Source organism: Corynebacterium sp. HMSC074C01 (assembly GCF_001814605.1).
In the GTDB taxonomy this organism is placed as follows: domain Bacteria; phylum Actinomycetota; class Actinomycetes; order Mycobacteriales; family Mycobacteriaceae; genus Corynebacterium.
In genome coordinates this window covers 1-24,321 of record NZ_KV817260.1, presented here as the reverse complement: position 1 = coordinate 24,321, position 24,321 = coordinate 1, and the positions used below count along the sequence as shown (strand labels likewise).

Below are 24,321 nucleotides of genomic sequence, written 5' to 3'. Positions count from 1 at the left end.
CCTTCGCATCACGGGGTAATAGCTAAACACAGCACCCTTCCAATAGAGCTTTGTACAGGAATCAGGTTGGAATGTTCCACTGACTCACGAACGCTTTAGCGGGAGCTGGTTTCACAAAACCTGCTCCATTTTCTCCTCCTCCCTTGAGCTTTTGAGGCATGCTGGAATGGACTATTCACCACAGAGGAGGCTCCGGTGGGTTTCAACACCAACATGCACCAACTATCGGCGCTGATGCGCTCCACCGAGAACGGAGAGGTTCAGCTCCCCGATTTCCAGCGAAAGTATAAGTGGGAAGACGAGCGTGTTCGTCAGCTCCTCATCACCATTTTCCGTGGGCATCCGCTGGGCATCATCATGTTGTTGGAAACTGGTAACTCCTCGGTCAGGTTCAAGCCACGCCCGATCGAGAGCACCGAGGCTACGGCTACTTCCGAGCCCAAGTTCTTGCTTCTCGACGGTCAGCAACGACTAACATCGCTTACCCAAGCCCTCAAAGGCGACGGCGTTGTTCACACCAAAGACTCACGCGGCAAGCGCCTCGATCGCAGGTACTTCATCAATATCCAGAAGTCTATTGAGGATCCCTTCGAGCTGGATGAGGCAGTGATCTCCGTGCCAGCTGATGGGATAATTCGAACCAACTTCAACCGCGATATCGTGCTTGATCTCAGCAGCATGGAGAAGCAACACGAAGCGGGTTATATCCCCGTTTCGCTACTGCTTGATCAGATGGGACTTTTCGAATGGTTCGGCAAGTTGGGCGATACCGAGCTCATGACCGCATTCAGCGATGGAATCATCCGCCAGATCAACGAATACAAGATTCCAGCAATTGAGCTAGACAAACAGACCGACAAGGCAGCGGTGGCCACCGTCTTCGAAAAGGTCAATGTTGGCGGGCTCCCGCTCAACGTTTTTGAGCTCCTCACGGCGGTGTTCGCAGGCGATGCCGAGTACTACGACAAGTACCAGCGCGATTTCCGCCTCAACGATGACTGGGTTGAGACCAAGGAGCTATGGAAAGAACATGATGTCCTCCACAAGGTGGAAAACACTGACTTCCTCCAAGCAATCACAATGTTAACGACCCTTGAGCGAAGCAAGCATTCTTCGGGAAACCGCAAAGTCGGTCTGTCTGCCAAGAGGGAAGACGTTCTAAGGCTTGAGTTGAACGACTACCTCACCTGGCGTGACGCCCTGCGTCAAGGATTCATCTGGGTAGCAGGCTTCCTCGCAGACCTGCACATCTATCGATTCAGGGATGTCCCCTACCCGAAGCAATTAGTGCCGCTAGCTGCCATCGCCGTTGTCCTTGGCAAGGAAGCAGACAAGCACCACGTGAAAGAAAAAATCACGCAGTGGTTCTGGAGCGGAGTCTTGGGCGAGCTTTATGGCGCTGCCATTGAGACACGCTTCGTGCGTGACCTCGAAGGGGTGCCCGCTTGGGCGATGGGTGAAGAAACTACCGCCCCGCGCACCGTGCAGGACGCTACTTTTGCTGAATCCCGCCTTCATTCCTTGCGCACCCGCAATGCCGCTGCATATAAAGGCATTGCCGCGCTCATCATGGCACAGGGCTCAACTGACTGGGTAGAAGGTAAACAATTCGGCGCATTCCAGTACAGGGATATGGCCGTGGATATTCACCATATTTTCCCGAAGGACTGGTGCAAGAAAAACGGAATTGATGACGAGCGCCGCGAATCCATCGTCAACAAGACGACGCTGAGCGCACGCACCAACCGTGTCATCGGTGGCGTCGCACCGTCGGCATACTTGTCCAAGGTTGAGAGCGAATCAGGCTTCGCTGCCGACGGCGTGGACGACGTTCTCCGCGGACACCTCATTTCACCCAAAGCACTGCGCAGCGACAACTTTGATGCGTTCTTTGAGCTTCGAAGGGAATCACTCTGCACGCTCATCGAGGGTGCCCTGAAGAAGACGGTCCAACGCGATGTCAGCGAAGGAAACGCTGTAGAAGACTCGTCATTCTTCGAGGAAGAAGCCCTTAAAGAACCAGGCCAGTTGGTAGAGGAACCCCTATCAGAAGCCTGAGGCAGCATCTGTTCCTTGCCGACCAGCGCAGCAGCGCAGCCTTCGGCCAAGAACGACTGCACCACCCGTTTCAAGTTTGGGTAACCTTGGCAGACCGTAGCTTTCAATCTTAGGAGTCGCAATGAATGATGCTCACACTCTCCGCACCCCGCGGCTCAGCTTGTCAGCACCAAGAGATGCCGACATTGATGCCGTCTTTGCTATTCACTCGGATGCTCGCACCTACGAGCACCGCCCTGAACTAGCCATGAAGACCAGGGAGGAAGCCGTGGAGCTAGCACGCTCGTGGCAACAGAATTGGAGTGAAAAGCAACTGGGATACTACGTGGTGTCCACACTCGATGGCACAACCATAGGCTTTACCGGTGTGCGCCATAGCGAAGAAGCCGGTGAAGAAGTGCTCAACCTCTACTACCGCTTCGCACCCGAATCGCAAGGCCAGGGCTATGCCAAGGAGGCCGCAGCCGCTGCGATTGCCAGTGCGCGCGAGCGTTTCCCTCAGCTCCCCGTCGTCGCCATCATCGACCCCACGAACGAGGCGTCGATTGCTCTAGCCCTAAAGCTTGGACTTCAGCACGTCCCCGGTGCGGGCGTGCCGGATGACTACGAGGTGTACCGACTCTCCTAGGTTTCGGCGTGCCACGGCACCAAACCCCTAGTCGGGTACCGCGAGTCGATGGTGAAACGCTGACACACCACCTGGGTGTCATCGTTGATATCTAGCTCCCCGATATATTCAACGAACTCGGGTGAACGCCAGAACTGCTCATGCCCGGCGCGCCATTCACTGGCATCGGCGTATCCCTCGCCCTCGGCGATGGCGTGCTCGTCGCTGACGTCCGCAAGCCGGCACGCGTAGACCTCGGTGGTGCGGATGACGCACACCACGTTGTCGTGTGAATCGAGGACGGCCTCAAAGGTGCCCACATCCTCACGCGGGTCATGGTCGCGCGGGTACTCAGCCAGCAAGGACGTCGTGGTGGTCTTGGTGCCGTCCAGGATGGCGGTGACGAGGGCATCGCGAAGCGGGCCGGGGAAGGCGAACTCGCCGCGGGGCAGTTGCGATATAGGTTCCAAAGCGTCCTGAGCCATACGTTTACAGTACGTTGCTCATTAATGCTGTTGACCGTGCACGTGCTAGTTTGCCGTTTCGTCCAACTGGACGTTCGACCCGCGCGTTCGAATCATGCGCAGCCATGTCCAGCTCCACTCCTAATGTCAAAGATTCCCCTACACGGAAGACGGAATCCGCCCTTCTTCCCTATCACTCCGGGGCCGCGCTGCTACTTCCCATTGCCTAGCGGCGCGGCCCCTCTTTCAAACTTCAAAGCTCTTCACAAACTTCAAAGAATTCACAAAATTCGTAAACTTCACAAGGCTTCAAAAGCTCTTTGGGTGGGATTCGCGCAACGGGTCATGGGAGAGCATGAGAAAATTTCCCCTTTCTACTATTCGCGCAGAGTTTTCATTCCCTCCGTCTTTATTCATCCAGCCTCCGGCTAGGGCACGATGGCCTCGGCGTCGATGTTGCCGCAGTGGTGGAGGGACGGACGTCGGCAAGCTCTGCATGGAACCGCACCACGTGCGCGCCAGGACCGTGTGAATAAACGCAGATAATAGTATGCACACAGCCGCAAAAACTGCATCTACGTGGACTTTCCTCACCCTCGGAAGCTTGAAAAAGTTCAAACTCATCTTAGAATTGTCATCTAGTTCACAATCAGCTCTTGCGGTGCTGCCACTCACTACACACGTGGCTAACACGGTGCACCGCACGCAAAGAAAGGTTCACGCAGATGACAACTCCCCCGCTGGGCGTGTGGTCCGAGGTTGGCAAGCTCCGCCAGGTCATGGTGTGTGCGCCGGGACTCGCGCATGAACGGCTGACCCCCAACAACTGTGGGGAGCTGCTTTTCGACGACGTCCTCTGGGTCGACGAAGCCAAGAAGCATCACGCGGAGTTCGTCGCCAAGCTGCGCAGCTACGGCGTCGAGGTGCTGGAGATGCACACCCTCCTGGAGGAAACGCTAGCCACCCCGGGCGGGCGTGACTTCATCTTGGATTTCAAGCTGTTGGATAGGAACGTTGGCGTGGGCATCGGCGGCGAGCTGCGCCACTGGTTCAACGAGATGTCCAACGCGCGCCTGGCGGAGCTCCTCATCGGCGGGCTGCCTTTCGCTGAGATTCCGAAAGGTCTCGGCCACGGCACCATCGACGCCATGCGCGAGGTCTACGGGCCTTCCGCTTTTGCGCTGCGCCCGCTGCCCAATACGCAGTACGCGCGCGATAACTCGGCCTGGATTTATGGCGGGGTTTCGCTCAACCCAATGCGCATGCCGGCGCGCCACCAGGAAACACTCCTAACACGGGCTATCTACAACTATCACCCGCGGTTTGCGCAGGCAGATTTTCAGTTCTGGTACGGAAATAACGATGAGGAGCCGGGGCTGGCAGCGCTGGAGGGCGGCGACATCATGCCGATTGGCAAGGGCATCGTCCTCGTCGGCATGGGTGAGCGCACCACGTGGCAAGGTGTGAGCCAGCTGGCCATGCGGCTCTTCGAGGAAGGCGCGGTGGAGAAGATCATCATCGCGGCGATGGCTGCCGACCGCGCCTCGATGCACCTGGATACCGTCCTGACCTTCCTGGATGCGGATAAGGTCACCGCCTACCCCAAGGTTGTGGACACCATCCGGCCCATCGTTCTGCATCCCTCGACGAGCACGGCGCCTTTCGACGTCGAACTACCCACCGACTCCTTCCTTGAAGTCGTCGCACAGGCACTCGGCATTGGAAGCTTCGAGGTCATCGAAACCGGCGGAGATGTTTATACCGCCGCCCGTGAACAGTGGGATGATGCCAACAATGTCGTGGCCATTGAGCCCGGCGTGGTGGTGGCCTATGACCGCAACAAGCACACCAATAAGAAGTTGCGGGCTGCCGGCATTGAGGTCATCGAAATCGGCTCCGCGGAACTAGGCCGCGGGCGCGGTGGCGGGCACTGCATGACCTGTCCGATTGTTCGCGATGCGGTGGATTATTAACAGCCCTATGGGAATATACTTTCGCATCACCCAGCACATACCCCGCCCTACATAAGAGAGGACCGCGAGGGAGACGAGGGGGACGTCGCCAAGCGCAGCGCCATTTGCACCATAGTGCCTTCCGCGCGTTTCTCACCCCGGGGTGAGAAATGCGGACATGGCAATACCCTTCATCCCCCTCAATCTCACGGTGGAAGATACACAGAGTGAAGCCCACTGCCAGCAGGTTTGACAGAAAACTGTAGGTTTTTCAACTCCCCCACATAGGGTCGACCAAATTATGGTGCACGAAAGGTCAAAACACTGGCAGTCATCATATTGACATCGCTAACCTCCCCACCGGCCTAAGAAAAGTCATTCCTCCTTTTCCTAGGAGTGCGCTTCTGACGCCTAGGATTGTTTCAGGCTTAAATTAGTTCCACATCATTCTTTGAGATTCTTTAAGGACGGTATCCAGGTGCACATCAAGGGATTGCGTGCGCTCGCGCCGCTGACAGCTACTGCCGCGATGGCAACCGCGGCCTTCATCGCGCCCGCAGCACAGGCGGCCAGCATTCCGCCCATGCCGCAGGCCTACCCCATCACCAACCTCTACAAGAGCTGCAGCGCAGCAGGCGAAGACAACGCCACTCCCGAGTGGCACTTCGCAGAAACCGGACGCCGTTATTTGAGCGACGGCACCCTGCAGTTCAAGAACACCACTGACCAAGAGGTGCCCTACACCGCCTCGGTGGAAACCGGCACCAACCACAAGATTGAGGCCAACTCCAAGGCCGCGATGCCCTCCGGGTGGGACACCACCGCCAAGTCCGATATCGGCCTGAAGTTGAGCAACGGTTGGCAGGAGAAGGAAACCTTCGGCCCCATCACGCTCAAGCCGGGCGAATCCTTCCGCGTGGAATATGGCGTGGTGGAAAAAGACTTCATCTCGATGTTCGTCGGTTGCAATGACGACCGTCTGGAGAACCTCCCCGGCGCCAACGTCATCCGCGGCAAAGGCCCGGCCGAGCGTTATGCCTTTGCCTACATCATCAAGGCCGATGGCTCCATTTCGGACCTGGCCATGGAGATTCCTTCCCGCTCCCCGGGCGCGAACTCAAAGCCCATCGAAGGCAACTACACCTCCGTATCCGGCCCCAGCCTGGAGAAGATCGCGGACCCGAAGAAGGATGAAATCATGCAGCCTTCCGAGGACTTGCAGCGCGACCCCTCCTGGCCGAAGGAGGGAGAGACCTGCGAGAGCGGCGATAGCTCCTGGTACCCGCTGGATATCACTGCCGTGACGCCGAGCTTCCGCAAGCCGGGCTACTCCACGGACTTCCTCAACTGGTCCAAGGGTGACTACGAGTATGCGCCGGTCACTGACTTCGTCGTCGGTGCGGAGCACTCGCCCTACACCAACTGGCAGGGCAACCGCGGGGATATCCCGAAGGGCTGGCTGGAATCCGTCGGCGCGGTCAAGCGTGCCTACATGCCGGTGGGAACCGAGCTCGAGCACGTCGACCTCGCTCCCGGCGAGCGCGTTCGCGTGGAGTACGGCACCACCATGACCCGCATCAACTACCGCGAAATCCACTGCGGCAAGGACGGAAAGTACAGCCTGACCTCCAACTACAAGCAGACCACCGCTCCCAGCGGTTTCTGGGCGGAGGCCACCATCACGGGCAAGGACGGTTCCACCCGCACCGAAGACGTCACTCCGGAGGAGTACCGCGACCTCCCGGTCCCGACCCAGACCATCTACTAATCCACCTTTAATCCCAAGGAGAAATCACCATGTTCAAGACCAAGATTGCTTCCACCACCGCCGCCGTGGCCATCGCCTGCGGCCTGATCGCTACCCCGGCCGCTAACGCCCTCCCGGCACGTGACCTGGGCCCGGCCAACCCGACCACCATCGGTGAGCACTGCACCAACCCGGGTGACACCGGCCAGACCGTTAAGATCAAGCGCACCTACTTCGACGGCTCCGCCGGCTCCTGGACCGTGTCCAACTACAACGACGAGCCGCTGCCGGTCACCCGCTCCATCAAGGAAACCAAGACCAAGACCTGGAACGTTTCCGCCGGCGTTGACTTCAAGCTGCTGGATCTGATCAACTTCACCTTCTCCTCCAGCTACACCGATTCCCAGTCCTATGAGGTCGGCGAGCAGGTCGGTCCGTACAACATCGCCCCGGGCAAGACCGCCGTCATGCGCGCCGGCTGGGTTGTCTCCGACTTCGAAGGCCAGAAGACCATCTGCGGTTCCGATAACACCTGGCAGGCCAACGGCGAGACCTTCACCGCTACCCTGCCGAAGGAGCGCCACGTGGAGGTCTCCACCCGCGACAACAACGATTGGGGCTAAGACGTGCTGAAGAAGTCCATCGCGAGCACCTTCGCTAGCGCCTGTGCCGCGCTGAGCCTGCTGGCGGCCGCTCCCGTTGCCCACGCCGCGGACTTCGGCGGGGACTTCGAGCTGCCGCAGCGTTGGAATGATGATTTCAAGCCGGGCACGCACTGCGCAACACCCGGTGAGAACGGCACCTATGTCACCGCCACACGCCGCTGGTTCAAGCAGACCGATGCCACCAGCGTGGCCAACCGCAATGATGAGCCCGTGCCGGTCAGCCACACCGTGACCCAGGCCCGCACGCAGACCATCGAGGTCTCCGGCTCCATCAAGGGCGAGGGCGAACTGGCCAAGGTGCTGACCCAGACCTACGGTTTCAACTACGTGCACGAGCAGCACTGGAAGCTGAACCAGGAGGTTGGCCCGTACACGCTGCCGGCGAACTCCCAGGGCAAGCTGGTGTGGGGCTTTACCATGCTCGATACCGACGGTCAGGACGTGCGTTGTAATACCGACCAGGAATGGGAGGCTGTGGGCAAGCCCTACTCCGCCACCGTTCCGGAGGCGCGCTACTCCGAGCTGCAGCTTGGTAGCGCCCCCGTCTGGAACTAGCTCACCTCCCCAGGCCTCAGAGAAGAGGGCACCCAAACCGTTTCGAGATGGCTGCGGGTGCCCTCTTTTTGGCGTTTCACAGCGTGATCAAACGGCAGCGGGAACATTACAGAACGGCAATGAACGGCCTCCCCGGACCATGAGGCCCACCGATATACTGCACCCATGTCTCACCGCATCTTTTCCGTGCCCTTCGCCGATATCTATCCGCACTACATTAAGAAGGTAGAGCGCAAAGGCAGGACTGTCAGCGAGCTCCACGAAGTCATCACTTGACTTACCGGATACTCAGTTGAGGGGCTGGAGCGGGTCCGCGAAGAGAAGGTCACCCTCGAGGAATTCTTCGAGCAGGCCCCGCATCTGAACCCATCCCGCTGCCTCATCACCGGCAGCATCTGCGGGCACCGTGTCCAGGACATCGAGGACCCACTGATGCAAAACATTCGGTACATGGACAAGCTCGTTGATGAGCTAGCCAAAGGAAAGACCATGGAGAAAATCCTTCGCAGCTAGCTTTCACCAACTGCGCTTTTAATGCTTCTAGCTTTAAGCCACGGAGGGGTACGGCGGTGCGGTCCTCTCGCGGAAGAAGTAGCGCGCGTGCGTGTGCCGGACGGACTCTAGGCTCTCAGCGCCAATGGCAACGAGTTCAACGTTTGGTTGTCGTTGATTTGATCGAGGTCGTGACGGGCAAGAGTTACCGCAGTGAGGGATTCAAACTCGGTGACGTTCAGTGCACCCGTTGGACGGTGATATTTGATGAGAAAAGCCGGCATACTATTTACCCCCCTCCGACTCATTGTCTGCCCGTCTCCTGTCGAGCTCACTAATGAGACTATACAACATCGTAAAAGTCCTTTTCCGCAATAACCGGGCTTCACGCAGCTCCACCGTTTCCACGAGGTTCTCGGCAAACGGAGAAGAGAGCACATCGAAGTCCATTCGCACTCCTAAAAATCTTGGATGCTCTCCAGCGGAATACTCGGCATTCTCCGCAGTTTCTCTACGATTACCGGCCGAGTCTTGACCCTCGAACCTATGAAAATCTACTCGAGTCCGGTTCCACACCGGAATCTGCCGAGCGCTGCAGCGGTACTCTCAGCTTTGCCATACTTGATGCATGACCACGCTAGAAACTTGTGCCAGCGCCTGGGCGGAAGCAATTGTGGTCGCACTCGAGCGCGAATTTCCCGCCGCGATGCACCACACGAGCACCAATGCGGATGAATGCACCGTGCGCCCACGCGAGCTACACCCCAGTTTCTACGGCTGCTTCGACTGGCACTCCAGCGTCCACATGCAGTACTCAGGCGCGCTACTAAACAAGGTTCTCGGACCGGAATCCCCCACCAGTCTTGCCGCGCTTCTCGACGATCGCCTCAGCCCCCAAGCCCTCACCGTCGAATACAACTACCTTGTCGAACACCCCGGGTATGAGATGCCCTATGGACGCGCTTGGTTGTTGCAGCTCGCCTCGGTTCGCCCGAGTGAAGCGATGGACAAACTCGTTGAACTAACCGCACAGCACTGCCACGACTGGCTTGAATCGCTCAACCAACCGGTGCGCCACGGCATGCATTCCAATACCGCCTTCAGCCTTTTCCTCATTCTCGAGGCCGCGGAGAAGATCAGGCTAGATTCACTGGCGAGCTCGGTGCGCGAGGCTGCCGTCCGCCTTTTCGGCAATGACCGCGACTACCCACTGGACTGGGAGCTTTCCGGGCACGATTTCCTCTCCAACGGACTATCTGAAGCACTACTCATGTCCCGCGTGCTGCCGGATTTCCCGCGTTGGTTTGATGTCTTTCTTCCCCGTCGTTCCGAAGCGCTGGACTTCTTGACCACAATCCCAGAGGTACTCGATCCAACCGATGGCCTCCTCACCCACCGCCACGGACTGGCACTGACCAGGGCATGGATGCTCGTTGAACTCGCCGAGCATTTCGATGCCTCCGTCCTGCCGCGCGCCCAAGCGCTGGCGGCCAGTGCGCAACCACAGCTTGTCGACGGCCACTTCATGTCCACTCACTGGCTCATCACCTACGCACTACGCTTTCAGCTCGCCAGTGAGCGGAAGCCCTTGGATGGACTTCGGTAACAAGCGATTGATGACGCGTACTTACGGACTAGTCACTTACTGAGTAGTACTGTAATTTTCTAATTATCGTTCTTCTCAGGAGCTCACCATGGATTCTCGCTACTCGGCACAGCGCGATAACTACCGCCTGCCAGAAGAAGGAATCCGTATTGATCTTCGTGCTGAACGTGCACGCCGCATCCGCTCTCTTCAAGGCCGCGCGGCCTCTACCCCTGAGCGCCCGCCTTACCAGCCACGGCGCAGCCCTAGCCAGCAACGATCAGCTGCTTCCTCATCGGTATCCACCCCCTCCCGGCGCTCTGCTTCCCCATCGGCAGCTGCCCAACAAGCACCAACACGAACAGCGCCGACGAGAAAGCAAGGAACTTCACCACGGCACCACGCAGCGCGCCATCGCCAGCCTGTCAGCCGTCGCGGCATGGGCGTCCTCCTGATCCTGGCGTTGGTGTTCATCGGGATTGTCGCCGCGCTTAAGTTCAATAAGGAACCAGAGGCCCCCGCGCCGCAACCCACCGACGTGGTCGCAGAACCCGCCGCAGTCATCGAGCCCTCCCCCGCAGTCGAAATGTACATCCCCGCGATTGACGTGCGCACAGATTTCGAGGAGGGCTCCTGCCGAGTCAAAGACAATAAGATTAATCCGGACTCGATGAATAAGGCCTGCACCTACACGGCGGAGGATAAACCTTATTCACTACCCGGCACGGATGCTCAGGACATCGTGGTCATTGCTGGCCATACCGGCGCGGGCGTACCGGCAGTCTTTAATAATCTCTATGACGGCCGGGCAGATGAGCACAAGGCGTCTATAGGCGACAAGCTATACCTGCGCACACAGAACTCCGGGGATCAGTGGCTGGTGTACACCGCAACGGATCTACACGATCCCTCAAAGGAAGGCCTCGAGCAGGATGAGAGCATTTGGGGCGCCGATGCCCAGCCCGGCCGCTTGCTCACCATCAGCTGCATCCAGCCAGCCAACCCTCTAGCAGCGGCGGTGCGCAATGCCGTGGTGGGATGGCAGTTTGAAGGCGTAGCCGAAACACCTGAAGCTGCCACAGACCAAGGCTAGAGCTTCCTGCCATACCCCCATAGAGGGGGGCATGCGGTCTACTACGCTTCTATCGAGCATTTTCCCAGCTCGCCAGTTTTCATTACACATGTTCCTGCAGGTCAGCACACACCATGGACCCAATTAAGCGAGCCTCCATACGTCGAACACGCAGTTCAATTAACGCGATAAACATCCGCCATGCTAGTGAAACTAACCCCCAAACCTTGTGACCGATGTGAAAGTTGTGACTATTGTGGTTCACGTTGGATCGAACCCCTCTCACCATCCTCACAAGGAGAAACTTATGAAGCGCATCAACCGCACTCTGACCGCAGCCGTCCTGGCTGGTTCCCTCGCACTCGGCGGCACCGCCGTTGCCTCTGCTCAGATTCCGGCCCCGGCCGAGTTTGAACTCGATGGCGTGACCTACCAGAGGCAGGCCGACGGTACCTACGCGCACCGCAACGAGGACGGCGAGTTGGACAAAACCACCGAAATGACCGCAGAGCAGGCACAGTGGGCTTGGGAGCAGCTGCAGGCTCAGCAGGCCCCCGAAGAGGAAGCTCCTGAAGAAGAAGCTCCGGCCGAGGAAGAAGAGGGCTCCTCCTCCGAGTCCGATTTCGACAAGAAGCAGCTGGCTTGGTTGGCACTCCCGGCAGCCCTCGTCATCGGTGGCGTGACCTGGTACCTGTCCCAGGACGGCAAGACCTACGTGAAGTCCCAGGAGGCTGCACAGCAGGGCACCCCGACCGCTGAGGAGAAGGCCGCTTCCGAGCAGATGCTCAACGCCAACAAGGACGAGGTCATCGCTCAGGGCGGCCAGGTTGCTGACAACACCGCCGCACAGGCACCGGCACAGTCCCGCGGTATCTCCGCTGAGACCGGTTCCAACACCGTCGCTCGTGGCCTCGCTGCACTCGCCTTCGCAGCCATGATCGCTGCTGGCGCTTTCGCCGCTCGCCGCAAGTTCTTCGCCTAAGAACTAGGCTCCGCACACCGCGTTCCTCTTTTTCAAGGCAGAGGAACGCGGCTTTTGCGTTTTACCCCACACTCCCCCCAGCAACATCTCAGTGACAGCACCAGACAGCCGTACCCCCATCGCCGTCGCGATGGGGGTACGTTCACTTCCCACAACTACACAGATGAGGGACACACTTCACAAAGTGGCGTGATGCGGGCTACACTAGGCACCCATAGATTGTTCAACAATTTGGGAACTACAGAAGAGGTGTCCTCCTGTTATGAGCGCGCTGCACATAGACCTCAACGCTGACCTCGGCGAAACCACCGCCGGCAACCCCGTGGCCGATGACGCCGCGATGCTCCAGCTCGTCTCCTCCGCCAACGTCGCCACCGGCTTCCACGCCGGCGACCCGCACTCCATCGCGGGCACCCTCAAGGCGGCCGCAGAAGCAGGCGTCACCGTCGGCGCGCACGTAGGCTATAACGACCCGGCAGCCTTCGGGCGCCGCTTCATCGATTACGCACCTGCCGAGCTTGCCGACGAAGTCACCTACCAAATCGGTGCCCTCCAAGCCCTGGCCCAGGCCAACGGAACCCGCGTGGCCTATGTCAAGCCGCACGGCGCGATGTACAACACTATTGTCCACCACGAGGCCCAGGCCCACGCGGTTATCGACGGCATCAAGGCCTTCGGCGACCTGCCCGTCATGCTGCTGCCCGGCGGCATCGCCGTCGACATCGCGGAGAAGAAGGGGCTCACCGTCATCCGCGAGGCCTTCGCCGACCGCAACTACAACCCCGATGGCACGCTCGTCTCGCGGCGAGAGGCGAATGCGGTGATGGGTGATGAGGGGGACGTCGTCAAGCGCGTGCTCGAGGTCGCCGAAACCGGATCCATCACGGCCATCGATGGCTCCGTGCTCAACGTGGATGCCCAGTCGGTGTGCACGCACGGTGATTCGCCCGGCGCGGTGCAACTGCTGCGCGGTGTGGTCGCCGAGCTGCAGGAGCGCGGAATTGAGATTCGGAGCGCCATCTGATGCATATTCACCCCGTAGGAACGCGCGCGCTGCTCGTGGAGCTGGAGGACTTATCCCAGGTCATGGCGTGGCACGCGGCACTCGACGCTAATCCGCTCAAGGACCAAGTCGACGCCATTGCTGCAGCCACCACCCTGTTGTTAACCTTTGCCACCCCGAACTCTGCCGCCGCTGCCGCCGAGAAACTGCAGGACTTCCACCCCACCGCGCAGGCGGGCGAGGATCCGCGCTTCGTGGAAATCGACGTTCTCTATGACGGTGAGGACCTCGACGAGGCCGCCGAGTTGATGGGTATGTCGCGCGAAGGCCTCATTGAGTGGCACACGTCCACTGAGTGGCTCGCTGCCTTTGGCGGCTTCGCGCCCGGCTTTACCTATTGCACCCCGGCTGACCCGGCGCAGAACTTCAACATCGAGCGCCGCGCCACCCCGCGCACCGCGGTGCCGGCGGGGGCCGTCGGTATTGCCGGCGGTTTCTCCGCTGTCTACCCGCGCGTCTCCCCCGGCGGCTGGCAGCTGCTGGGCACCACTTCGACCCCGATGTGGGAATCCGATGCCCACCCACCAGCGCTGGTGCAGCCCGGTGACCGCGTGCGCTATCGCGCGGTGAGCTCGCTGCCGGACGTGGTGTCGACCACGCCTTTTGGCCGCCGCACCCCGGCGCGCTTGCCACGCTTGGAGGTCCTCGATGCGGGCCTCCTCACCCTCTTCCAGGATCAGGGTCGCCCCGGCCGCGGCAACTTGGGTGTCACGCCCTCGGGCGCGGCGGACCTGGCAGCGGCTGCCACGGCCAACGTCGCGGTGGGCAACCCGCGCGGGGCAACCGTGCTGGAGAACATCGGTGGCATCCGTCTGCGCGCGCTGACCGACGCAGTCATGTGCGTCACCGGCGCCCAATCCCGCGTCCTGCTGGACGATATGCCGGTGCACCTCGCGCGCCCAGTGCTCGTCACGGCTGGTTCGACTGTGACTGTGGATCCCGCGGCGGTAGGCCTGCGCAACTACATCGCCATCCGCGGCGGCATCGTGGCGGATGCAGAGCTGGGCTCGGCCTCCACCGATGTGCTTTCCGGGCTGGGGCCTGCACCAGTGCGGCTTGGCGACGTAATCGGTGTCCTCCCCCGCTCCACCGCGATGACCGATGCCCAGCTGAGCAACCCGATGCGCGTTCGCGAAGGCGCGCACGGCCAGACCGAGGGCGTGCTGCGCTGCGTGCTCGGTCCGCGCGATGACTGGTTCACGCCTGAGAGCCTGGAGGCCTTCCTGGCCACCGAGTGGACTGTGACCGCACAGTCCAACCGCGTGGGCGTGCGCCTGGTCGGCCCGGAGGGCTCCGTGAGCTTAAGCCGCGCCCGCGAGGGCGAGCTGGCTTCGGAGGGTATGGTGGCCGGCTCCGTCCAGGTACCGCCGAGTGGCGAACCCGTGATTTTCCTCCGTGATCACGCCGTGACCGGTGGCTACCCGGTCATCGCCACGGTCCTCGAAGAAGATATTGATATTGCCGCGCAACTCCCGCCGGGAGCGACGGTCCGCTTTGAACTCGCTTAAACACTAGTAAAGGAACAACCACCCATGATCTCTGCAGTCCTTATTGCTAACCGCGGCGAGATCGCCGTCCGTATCGCCCGCACCGCGCGTGACTTGGGCATCCGCTCCATCGCCATTTACTCCGAGGCCGATGCCGGCGCCCTGCACACCCAGGTGGCTGACGAAGCTTACGCGCTGCCCGGTAACTCTGCGGCGGATACCTACATGAATATCCCAACACTCCTCGATATCGCCGTGCGCGCAGGCGCGGATGCCATTCACCCGGGCTACGGCTTCCTCTCGGAGAACGCCGACTTTGCCCGCGCCGTGGCCGAGGCCGGCCTGACATGGATTGGTCCCTCGCCGGAGTCCATCGAGCTGCTCGGTGACAAGATTGCTGCGCGCCGCGTGGCCGAGGAGGTCGGTGCCCCGCTGGCACCGGGTACCTCCGATCCCATCGATGACTGGCAGGAAGCCCGAGCCTTCGCTGAGGAGCACGGCCTGCCCATCGCCATCAAGGCTGCCTATGGCGGCGGCGGACGCGGTCTGAAGGTGGTGGAGAACCTCGAGGACATCGAGGCCGCGTTCAACTCCGCCGGCCGCGAAGCCAAGGAGGCTTTCGGGCGCGCGGAGTGCTACGTGGAGAAGTTCCTGACCCACCCGCGCCACGTGGAGGCGCAGATTCTGGCTGATACGCACGGCAACGTCGCCGTGCTGGGCACCCGCGATTGCTCCACGCAGCGCCGCTTCCAGAAGCTCATTGAGGAGGCCCCGGCGCCTGCGCTTAGCGACGAGCAGCGCACCGGCATCCACGAAGGTGCCCGCGCCATCTGCGCGAAGGTCGGCTACACCGGTGCAGGCACCGTCGAGTACATCGTCTCCGAGGACGGCACGATTTCCTTCCTCGAGGTCAATACCCGCGTGCAGGTGGAGCACCCGGTGACTGAGATGGTCACCGGCGTGGACATCATTGCGGAGCAGTTCCGCATCGCCTCGGGCGAGCCCTTGTCTTTCCTATCTGACGCTCCCGCGTCAGATACCTCTTCCCCGTCTGAAGCGCACGCTTCAGACGCTTCAGACCCCGTGTCCGACGGCCACGCCTTCGAGTTCCGCATCAATGCCGAGGACATCCTCAACGGCTTCGCTCCCTGCCCGGGCACCATTGTGCGCTTCGAGCCACCAACCGGCCCTGGCATCCGCGTGGACGCCGGCGTACGCTCCGGCTCCATCGTGCCGCCCTACTATGACTCGCTCGTGGCCAAGCTCCTAGTATGGGGCCCGACCCGCGAGATCGCGCTGAAGCGCGCACAGCAGGCCCTCCAGGAATTCGACATCGAGGGCGTGCGCACCGTCCTGCCCTTCCACCGCGATATGGTCTCCTCCCAGGTCCTCGTGGACCACGGCGATGCCGATGCCGCGGCCGGCATCTACACCGACTGGCTCGACCACAACTACCGTCCCTCCGCGGAAGCCACGAGCGCTACCGTCCCCGTCGAGGCCATCTACGCGCAGCGCACCCGCGTTGCGCTGGAGATCGACGGCAAACTAGTCAGCGTGGGCTTCCCCACCGATATGTTGGCGCAGGGACAGGTGAAGGGGGCGCCGGCAAGCGCGGCCTCCGGTGCCAGCGCCAGTGGCAACGAAGTGACCAGCCCCTACGAGGCCAACCTCGTGGCATGGAACGTCGAGGACGGCGAGACGGTCGAGGAAGGCCAGGCCATCGCCACGATTGAGGCCATGAAGATGGAATCCGCGGTCAAGGCTCCGTCCGCGGGCAAGCTGAGCCGTGTTGCGAAGGAGGGCTCGAGGTTGGAACCCGGCGCGGTAATCGCCACGATTTCTTAAGCGGCGGGCTACTGTAAGTCGCATGCTTGCAGATTCCGTCGCCTCCGCGCTCCGCGCCGCCATCTCCGAGGGCGAGTACATGCCTGGGCAGCAGCTCAGCGAGGTCCGCGCGGCCGAGCGCTTCGAATGCTCCCGCAACACCCTGCGGGAGTCCTTCGCCATGCTCGCTTCCGAGCGCATCGTGGAGCGCATTCCGCACAGAGGCGTTTTCATCGCCACCCCGGATACCGATTTCGTGCGCGATCTTTATCTGGCGCGCGCCGCCATCGAACCGGCCGCGGCGCGCTACGCCACCTTCGAAGACCCGGGCGAGCTGGTGCGGCTGACCGAATCCGCCGTGCAAGACGGCGCTCCCCGCCCCCTCATCAACCAGCGCTTCCATCGGCAGCTGGTCGCTGGCTTGGGCTCGCCGACGCTGGACCGCTCAATGTCGCACCTGCTGGCGCGGATGCGCCTGACCTTCTTGTTGACGCTGGAGCGCTACCCGCAGATTCACGATAACCACGTGCAAGCCAACATCGACTTGGCTCACCTCATCGTGCAGGGTGAGCGCGAGGCGGCCGCCGATGCCTGCCGCGCAGACTTGATGCGCGCGATGGACTCGATTCTTCGGGTCCTCTAACCGCGCCTCCGCGGCACAGGACCGCCCGCGTTTGCAGGTACTTCTTTGCCCGCGGCTCCGTTTTCGCCCGCAGGCCTGCCCTGTGTTTACGGGCTCTCTTCGCCTGCGGTTCCGTTTTCGCCCGCGCAAACGGCTATTGACCGGGCTTCGGCACAGTTCGCAGATGCCATCTGCGGGATGCCTTTTGTGAGATGCCATCTGCTGTCGGGCCACGCGGCAGCGTGCTCGGCGCCGTAGTCGGAGGTGCGCCGCGACTATTGTGAGGTGCCTAGTCACGGCAGGGGCCGTGGCGGCGTGGAACGGAGCGACGAGGCTCAAAAGCACTCCAGCCGCTTGCGTAGAAACTACGGGATGAGGAAATCGCGGTCCGGGATGTCGGTAACGAGCATCTTGCCCGGGGCATGCGTGATAGCCAGACTGGGCCGCGAGTTCATCACGATGGCCTGCGGGGTCACGCCGCACGCCCAAAAGACCGGGATGGTGCCCTCCGGGATGTCGACGGCTTCGCCGAAATCGGGCTGCGACAAGTCCTCGATGCCGATGGCCGCTGGGTCGCCCACGTGAACCGGGGCGCCGTGGACTCCCGGATAGCGGGAGGTGATGCGGACGGCATCGGAAACCTGGCTCGCGGGGATAGGCCGCATGGAGACCACCATCGGCCCGGAGAAGACTCCAGCCGGCGCACAGGGAATTGAGGTGCGATACATCGGCACGTTGCGGCCCTGATCAATGTGGGCGATGGAAATGCCGTTCTCCACGAGCGCATTCTCAAAGGTAAAGGAACAACCAATGAGGAAGGAGACGATGTCGTCGGAGTAGAAGGGAGAAGCGTCGTCAAGCGTCTGCGTAAGCTTGCCGTCCTCATAGATGTTGTAGGCCGGGATGTCCGTGCGGATGTCTCCGCCCGGGATGAGGTCAGAGGTGAACTGCCCGGCCTCCAGCACGCCCACGATGGGGCACGGCTTGGGATTGCGCTGTGCGAAAAGGAGGAAGTCGAAGGCGTACTCGCGCGGCAGCGCAATGAGGTTGGCCTGCATGAAGCCGCGGGCATGGCCGGCGGTGGTGGTCATGTCGTGTGTGCGGGCAAAAGCGCGCACCTCTGCGGGAGTCTGCATCATGCCCATAGGTTAACGATTCCCGAGATGGATTTAACGCCGATGAAAATTTCCAGCAGTAGAGCCAGGACGCCAGCGATGAGCAGCCACATCGGCTGCTTGACACCGTGGGTGAGGTCGTGACGCTTGAAGGCTACCCACATCACCATGGCGAAAGCGATGGGCAGGATGATGCCGTTGAACGCACCCGCGAAAATGAGCAGCTTCTGCGGTGCGGAGTTGAGGATAGCGAAGAGGATCGCGCACACCACAATGAAGCCGACGGTGAGGTAATTGCGGGTGCGAGGGTTGATCTTCTGGGTGGTCACGAAGGTGATGGAAGTATAGGACGCGCCGATGACGGAGGACAGGCCGGCGGCGAAGAGAACAACACCGAAGGCACGGAGACCGAACTCGCCAGCAGCGTGGCGGAAAGCATCGGCGGCCGTATTGTCCTCAGAGAGCGCAACACCGGTAGATACAACACCCAGGACCGCGAGGAAGAGCAGCACGCGCATGATGCCGGTGACGATGATGCCAAGCACGGAGGTCTTCGTAATCGCGCCGACGTTTTCCGGGCCGGACAGGCCCGAATCGATAAGGCGGTGCGCGCCGGCGAAGGTGATGTAGCCGCCCACTGTGCCACCGATGAGGGTGGTGATGACGAAGAAGTCGATGCTCTCCGGCATGACGGTGTTCTTCAGGGCCTCGCCCACCGGCGGCTGGGAGACAATCGCCACGTAGAGCATGAGCAGAATCATGATGGCGCCCAGCGCAGCGACGATGCGATCGAGCGCGACGCCTGCGCGCTTGGACAGGAAGATGAAGATGGCGATGGCGGAAGCAATGAGGCCGCCGATGCGGGCATCAATGCCGAGCATGGCGTTCAGGCCCAAGCCGGAGCCGGCGATGTTGCCGATATTAAAGACCATGCCGCCGATGAAGACCAGGATGGCGAGGAACCATCCGAGGCCAGGCAGGACGGTGTTGCCCAGCTCGTTGGCGCGCATGCCGGAGATAGCGAGGACGCGCCACACGTTCAGCTGAATGGCGATGTCGACGATGATCGACAACGCAATCGCGAAGGCGAAGGCCGCGCCCATCTGGACGGTGAAGACGGAGGTTTGGGTCAAGAAGCCCGGGCCGATGGCGGAGGTGGCCATGAGGAACATGGCGCCTGCCATGGCGCCGATGCCCTTGGGGGCCTGTGCCTCGGTCGGCGCGTTCTGTTTAGTTCCCTGGGCTGCTTCCTGGGAAGTTTTCTGGGAAGCGGAGGGGTTGGTGGATTCCAAGCTCATTGTTGGGCACCTTTCGTGACGAAGGTCGCATTAAACGTTGGTGAAAGCATAGGGGTTGTTGAACAATCTGTAAACAGCGCGGGGGTGGCGCACGTTACACCCTGTGGAAACTGCAGCGCCACACACACCTGGATGCAGGCCCTATTGCACGACACTAAAAAGTGACCTAGGATACGGCTTTAACTAATAGCGATTCGTTTAATCTACGGAGGAACTCATGCCCCAGGACATCTACATCGCAGGAGCCGCGCGCCTGCCTATTGGCAAATTTGGAGGTAGCCTGGCCCGCCTTTCCCTTACCGAGCTCGGTTCGCTTGCCGCCGAAGCGGCTATTGAGCGTTCGGGGCTTACTGGTGCAGACCTCGATACCGCCGTGGCCTCCAACGTCATGCCCGTCGTGCCGAAGGACCTCTACCTCTCCCGCGCGATTGCCCGGAACGTAGGCATGCCGGACTCTTCCACCGCCATGGGCGTCAACCGCCTCTGCGGCTCCGGCGTCCAGGCCGTCATCAGCGCGGCGCAGCTGCTGCAGTCTGGCGACGGCTCCCTAGCTCTCGCCGTCGGCGCGGAATCCATGAGTAACGCGCCCTACTCCGTCGAAGGCGCACGCTTTGGCAAGCGCATGGGTGACGGCAAGCTCTACGACTGGCTTACCGGCGCGCTCTCCTGCCCCTTCGGCACCGGCCACATGGGCGTGACCGCAGAAAACGTCGCCGCCGATAACAACATCTCCCGCGAGCGCCAGGACGAGTTCGCCGCCGAGTCCCAGGAGCGCGCCGCCCAGGCCCGCGCGGAGGGCGTCCACGCCGAGGAAATCGTCCCCGTCGGCGAGCTGGACTTTGATGAAGCGGTGCGGGAGACGGACGTCGAGAAGCTGGCGAAGCTCAAGCCGGTCTTTGTTAAGGACGGAACCGTCACCGCCGGCAATGCCTCCGGCATCAACGATGGCGCGGCGGCCGCCGTGCTGGCCACCGCGGAAGAGGTGACCAAGCGTGGCTTGGACCCGCTGGCGAAGATTGTGTCCTGGTCCATCGCGGGTGTGGACCCGACGCGCATGGGCATCGGCCCTATCGCTGCCGTCCCGAAGGCGCTGGAGAAGGCCGGGCTGAGCTTGGAGGATATCGACCTCATCGAATCCAACGAGGCCTTCGCCGCCCAGGCCATCGCCGTGCAGGACCAACTGGGCTTTGACCCGGCGAAGACGAATATCTATGGCGGTGCCGTCGCGCACGGCCACCCGGTCGGTGCCACGGGCGTCATCCTGCTGACCAAGCTGGCGTATGCGCTGCGCCACCAGGGCAAGCGCTATGGCCTGGTCACCATGTGTATCGGCGGCGGTCAGGGAATCGCCATGATTATTGAGAATGGAGCGAAGTAAATGAGCATCACCAAGGTAGCCGTCATCGGCGCGGGTTCGATGGGTTCTGGCATTGCGGCGCTGTGCGCGTCGGCAGGCATGGACGTCGTGCTCCTGGACCAGAATGCGGAGGGCGCCCAGCGCGGCGTCGATATCCAGCTCAAGCGCAAAGGTTTTCACCTGCCGGAGTTCGCCGAGCGCGTGCGCGCCAGCGATGACTACGCCCTGCTGGAGGACCGCGAGTGGGTCATCGAGGCCATCTTCGAGGACTTGGGCGCCAAGCATTCGCTCTATCAGGCCATTGAGCCTCATTTGTCTGCGGACGCTCTGTTGAGCTCGAACACCTCGACCCTGCCGCTGGCCTCCCTCCTGGAGGGCGTGCCGGAGGCCCGCCGCGAGAAGTTCGCTATCACGCACTTCTTCAACCCGCCGAAGGTCATGCGTCTAGTGGAGCTCATCGCTTCCGGCTCCACGGAGGCCGCTCTGCGCACGACCATCGAGCAAACCCTGGGCAAGATTGCGCTCGAATGCCGCGACACCCCGGGTTTCATTGCCAACCGCGTGGGCTGCTACTGGATGGCCGCCGGTGTGGCACGCGCCCGCGAGTTCGACGTGAGCTACGAGCTTGCCGACGCCTCCTTCGGCCGTGCCTTCGGCATTCCGCGCACCGGTATTTTCGGGCTGCTCGATTACATCGGCCTCCAGCTGGTCAAGCCGATTTGGAAGTCTTTGGAGACGGCCCTGCCGGCGGGCGATCCGCTTCTTGACGTCCCCCTCGGCGATGACTCCTTTATCGAAGGTCTCGTTTCTCGAGGGCTCACCGGCCGCACCGGTGACGGCGGCTTTTACCGCGGCCGTGACGAGGTCATCAACGCCTCCTACGAATACGTACCCCGCACTCAGCCCACCGATCCTGTCGTGGGACTCAAAGATCCGCGCGAGGTCATGGAGACCGATTCGCCGGGCGGCCGTTTTGCCCGCGCCGTCTTCCTCGGCACGCTGGCGTACTGCTGCGAGGTCGCACCTGACATTGCGGACCACGTGGGCCTCATCGACGAGGGCCTTACTCTTGGTTTCGGCTGGAAGAAGGGCATCTTCGCGCTTGCCGACGCCATCGGCATCGACTGGGTCGCCTCCGCCTACGGCTCCAACGTCCCGGCCTTGGTCTCCGCCGCGGCTTCGGCGGGCGGTTTTTACGGCAAGGGCTCGGTGCTCTCTTCTCAGGGAGAACGTCAGGAACTCGCGCCGCGCGAGGGTGTTGTCACCCTGGCTTCTCTGGATGCGGAGACCATCGTGTCTCAGGAGGCGGGCGCTGTCCACGCGGTCTCCACCCCGGCTGGCCGCATCGGCATCATCGACCTACACACCCCGATGAACTCCCTGCCAACGCCCGCCCTCGAAGTCATCCGTGCCGCTCTGGGCGCCGTGACCTCGGAGAACCTCGTCGCGCTGGTTATTGGTAATGACAAGCCGGTTTTCTGCGCGGGCGCAGACCTCGCTTCCATCGCTTCCGCTGGTGAGTCCGGCGATGCCTCGCTCGTCGAATCCCTCCTTTCGGACGGCTCGACCACCCTACGCGCCCTTAAGTTCGCCCCGGTTCCGGTCGTGGCCGCTGTGCGTGGCGTCGCTCTGGGCGGCGGCTTCGAAACCGCTCTGGCCTGCGACCGCATCGTGGCCCACGCCGATACCCGCCTTGGCTTCCCGGAGCGCACCGTGGGCCTCTACCCCGGCTGGACCGGCACCATCTCCTCACTGGAGCGCCTCAAGGCGGCCGGTGTCGAAGACTATCACCAGAAGGCCTTCGATTTCATCGCGTCCGCCCGCAACTTCTCGTCTGCTTTCGAGGCACAGAAGGCTGGCTTTTTGTCCTCGGATGATGTCGTGCTCATGTCCTACGACCACGTCCTCGCCCGCGCTATGGAGGAGGCCGCCACCCTGGCCGGCTCCTACACCCCGCCGGCCGATGAGGAGATTGAGATGTACTCCGGCTCCCCCGCCCTCGACCGCGATTGGCCTATCGAGGGCACCACCGAGAATGACCACGTCATCGTGGCCAAGCTCGCCGAGATGTACACCGGCTCCGGCTCGCTGAGCTTCACCGAGTTCTGCGACCGCGAGGTGGAGTACGACGTACCGCTGGTCCTCCTGCCCGCCAACGTGGAGCGCGCCAAGCACATGGCCGCGACCCGCAAGCCGCTCAACAACTAGCCTGCGCCACCCTCATCGCAAATGGTCCCCTTACTCTGGTCCCCTTTACTCAGCAAAGGGACCATTTGTATGGGGTTTTGGTGTGGAGATGGTCCCTTATCCCTTATTGCCAATGGAGTTGTGAACATCCCAGTAGTCCCCGGTGATTGCCGGGGGAGAAAGGAAAGTGTTCATGGCTATCTCCATCCCGCCAGAGGATATGGTTCCGCAAGGTCGGTATACCGCAGAGCAAAAGGAGAAGGTGGTCCTTGAGTACTACTCGGTTAAACATGGGCAGCGCCGGAAGTACTTGGACTCCATCGGTGTCAGTTATAGCTCGTTTAAGCGTTGGCGGAAGCAGTTCGCCGGCGGGGATCTAGCCACAGGGCTTACGCCAAGGCACAATATCCCTGTGTGCCCAGAAAATATCAATGAGTACAAGCGCCTCCGCAAAAGCAATGAGGCCTTAAGCGATGAAATAGCCAGGCTCAAACAGCAGTTAGCGGAAAAGGACGAAATCATTGCTCGTAAGGCCGAGCAGACTGAAGCTCACTGTCGGGCAGTTGATGCCATGGGAAAAGCTATCGCCATCATGCAGAAGTATTCCGAGGATTAACGCGTGGTGGCCGTACTTTAACTGCTGAGCAACGTGCTGATTATGTTGAGTTTCTTAAAAGCGAAGAACTCATCGTCGAAGGCTTGGTTGAGGCGGGCTACTCTTTAACCCGCGCGTTGAAGATTATTGGTCTTGGTCGAACGACCTGGTATTACCGGCACAATCCTCGACCATGCAAGGCACCTAGTGAGTCTTTGCCTCATCCTCGCAAGCTAGATGAAAGTGATTACACACGCATTGCTGAGCTGCTTGTTCGCGGGCGGGCGCAAGGCTTGTCAGTTGCCAGAATCTTTTTTGATCATCTTGATGGTCCCGATCCGCTTTTAGCGTCGATTCGGACGTTCTACCGGATTAACGCTCAACTGTTTCCAGCATTAGAACGGCGCAGGCGGCCAGCTACACCAGCGCGAGGGGTTCCTATTGTCACCGCAGATAGGCCCGGGCAAGTACTGTGCTGGGACATCACGTGGCTGCCAGGATCTTTTGTCACTAAAGGCTTTCATCTTTACACGGTGTTGGATTTGTACTCGCGCAAGGTCGTGGGATGGACTGTCCAACACCGACAGGAAAAGA

General features: G+C 61.1%; 19 protein-coding genes and 1 pseudogene. 17 read left to right on the top strand and 3 right to left on the bottom strand.

All coding sequences use genetic code 11. The features are described from left to right. The first annotated feature begins 213 nt into the window (after positions 1-213). Both HMPREF2978_RS01780 and HMPREF2978_RS01775 read left to right on the top strand, forming a co-directional pair. Complete coding sequence (locus HMPREF2978_RS01780; RefSeq protein ID WP_246818712.1) at positions 214-2,058, top strand: GmrSD restriction endonuclease domain-containing protein; 1,845 nt, start codon at positions 214-216, stop codon at positions 2,056-2,058. 121 nt (positions 2,059-2,179) lie between these two features. Then, positions 2,180-2,686: a GNAT family N-acetyltransferase gene (locus HMPREF2978_RS01775; protein WP_070526418.1), complete on the top strand. Its 507-nt coding sequence runs from the start codon at positions 2,180-2,182 to the stop codon at positions 2,684-2,686. On the opposite strand, the gene HMPREF2978_RS01770 is transcribed toward HMPREF2978_RS01775, so the two are convergent. Next, positions 2,683-3,150, bottom strand: coding sequence for an ASCH domain-containing protein (locus tag HMPREF2978_RS01770; protein ID WP_070526420.1), 468 nt, complete (start codon positions 3,148-3,150; stop codon positions 2,683-2,685). The two genes, HMPREF2978_RS01775 and HMPREF2978_RS01770, sit on opposite strands and share 4 nt — an antisense overlap. Positions 3,151-3,854: 704 nt before the next feature. Between HMPREF2978_RS01770 and HMPREF2978_RS01765 the strand changes: the two genes are divergently transcribed. The 12 genes and pseudogenes from HMPREF2978_RS01765 (at position 3,855) to HMPREF2978_RS01710 (ending at position 17,196) form a co-directional block, all read left to right on the top strand. After that, entirely contained in the window at positions 3,855-5,102 is a 1,248-nt protein-coding gene (locus tag HMPREF2978_RS01765) for an arginine deiminase (protein ID WP_070743809.1), read from the top strand. A 508-nt stretch (positions 5,103-5,610) separates the two neighbouring features. After that, the gene (locus tag HMPREF2978_RS01760) at positions 5,611-6,849 is read left to right on the top strand and encodes a hypothetical protein (RefSeq protein WP_210383628.1); all 1,239 of its coding nucleotides are present in this window, start codon (positions 5,611-5,613) and stop codon (positions 6,847-6,849) included. Between the two features lie 29 nt (positions 6,850-6,878). Continuing rightward, the gene (locus HMPREF2978_RS01755) at positions 6,879-7,451 is read left to right on the top strand and encodes a hypothetical protein (protein WP_070526429.1); all 573 of its coding nucleotides are present in this window, start codon (positions 6,879-6,881) and stop codon (positions 7,449-7,451) included. A 3-nt stretch (positions 7,452-7,454) separates the two neighbouring features. Continuing rightward, complete coding sequence (locus tag HMPREF2978_RS01750; RefSeq protein WP_070526433.1) at positions 7,455-8,048, top strand: hypothetical protein; 594 nt, start codon at positions 7,455-7,457, stop codon at positions 8,046-8,048. A 165-nt stretch (positions 8,049-8,213) separates the two neighbouring features. Further along, positions 8,214-8,561 (top strand): annotated as a pseudogene (locus tag HMPREF2978_RS01745) (DUF2200 domain-containing protein). 607 nt (positions 8,562-9,168) lie between these two features. After that, on the top strand, positions 9,169-10,146 hold the full coding sequence (locus HMPREF2978_RS01740) for a DUF2891 family protein (RefSeq protein ID WP_070743807.1): 978 nt from the start codon (positions 9,169-9,171) through the stop codon (positions 10,144-10,146). Positions 10,147-10,234: 88 nt separating this feature from the next. Next, entirely contained in the window at positions 10,235-11,218 is a 984-nt protein-coding gene (locus tag HMPREF2978_RS13400; protein WP_246818711.1) for a sortase family protein, read from the top strand. Positions 11,219-11,504: 286 nt separating this feature from the next. Further along, entirely contained in the window at positions 11,505-12,179 is a 675-nt protein-coding gene (locus HMPREF2978_RS01730) for a hypothetical protein (RefSeq protein WP_070743805.1), read from the top strand. Between the two features lie 262 nt (positions 12,180-12,441). Further along, on the top strand, positions 12,442-13,203 hold the full coding sequence (locus HMPREF2978_RS01725) for a 5-oxoprolinase subunit PxpA (protein ID WP_070743803.1): 762 nt from the start codon (positions 12,442-12,444) through the stop codon (positions 13,201-13,203). After that, on the top strand, positions 13,203-14,750 hold the full coding sequence (locus tag HMPREF2978_RS01720; RefSeq protein WP_070743801.1) for a 5-oxoprolinase subunit B/C family protein: 1,548 nt from the start codon (positions 13,203-13,205) through the stop codon (positions 14,748-14,750). The genes HMPREF2978_RS01725 and HMPREF2978_RS01720 overlap by 1 nt, the downstream gene beginning before the upstream one ends. A 24-nt stretch (positions 14,751-14,774) precedes the next feature. Continuing rightward, positions 14,775-16,574, top strand: a complete 1,800-nt coding sequence (locus HMPREF2978_RS01715; RefSeq protein ID WP_070526449.1) for an acetyl/propionyl/methylcrotonyl-CoA carboxylase subunit alpha — start codon at positions 14,775-14,777, stop codon at positions 16,572-16,574. 22 nt (positions 16,575-16,596) lie between these two features. After that, positions 16,597-17,196, top strand: a complete 600-nt coding sequence (locus tag HMPREF2978_RS01710; RefSeq protein ID WP_070526452.1) for a GntR family transcriptional regulator — start codon at positions 16,597-16,599, stop codon at positions 17,194-17,196. A 344-nt stretch (positions 17,197-17,540) separates the two neighbouring features. Here the strand turns inward: HMPREF2978_RS01710 and HMPREF2978_RS01705 are convergent, their stop codons facing one another. Together HMPREF2978_RS01705 and HMPREF2978_RS01700 are read right to left on the bottom strand one after the other, a co-directional pair. Beyond that, positions 17,541-18,320 carry a putative hydro-lyase gene (locus HMPREF2978_RS01705; protein WP_371326352.1) on the bottom strand — a complete coding sequence of 260 codons (780 nt, stop codon included), beginning with the start codon at positions 18,318-18,320 and terminating at the stop codon, positions 17,541-17,543. Beyond that, on the bottom strand, positions 18,311-19,474 hold the full coding sequence (locus HMPREF2978_RS01700) for an NRAMP family divalent metal transporter (protein WP_210398328.1): 1,164 nt from the start codon (positions 19,472-19,474) through the stop codon (positions 18,311-18,313). The genes HMPREF2978_RS01705 and HMPREF2978_RS01700 overlap by 10 nt, the downstream gene beginning before the upstream one ends. 331 nt (positions 19,475-19,805) lie before the next feature. Here HMPREF2978_RS01700 and HMPREF2978_RS01695 point away from each other — a divergent pair, with 331 nt between their 5' ends. The 3 genes from HMPREF2978_RS01695 (at position 19,806) to HMPREF2978_RS01685 (ending at position 23,748) form a co-directional block, all read left to right on the top strand. Beyond that, complete coding sequence (locus HMPREF2978_RS01695) at positions 19,806-20,966, top strand: acetyl-CoA C-acyltransferase (RefSeq protein ID WP_070743797.1); 1,161 nt, start codon at positions 19,806-19,808, stop codon at positions 20,964-20,966. Further along, the gene (locus HMPREF2978_RS13520) at positions 20,967-23,153 is read left to right on the top strand and encodes a 3-hydroxyacyl-CoA dehydrogenase/enoyl-CoA hydratase family protein (protein WP_070743795.1); all 2,187 of its coding nucleotides are present in this window, start codon (positions 20,967-20,969) and stop codon (positions 23,151-23,153) included. Positions 23,154-23,325: 172 nt separating this feature from the next. Continuing rightward, on the top strand, positions 23,326-23,748 hold the full coding sequence (locus HMPREF2978_RS01685) for a transposase (RefSeq protein ID WP_070743793.1): 423 nt from the start codon (positions 23,326-23,328) through the stop codon (positions 23,746-23,748). Positions 23,749-24,321 lie beyond the last annotated feature (573 nt).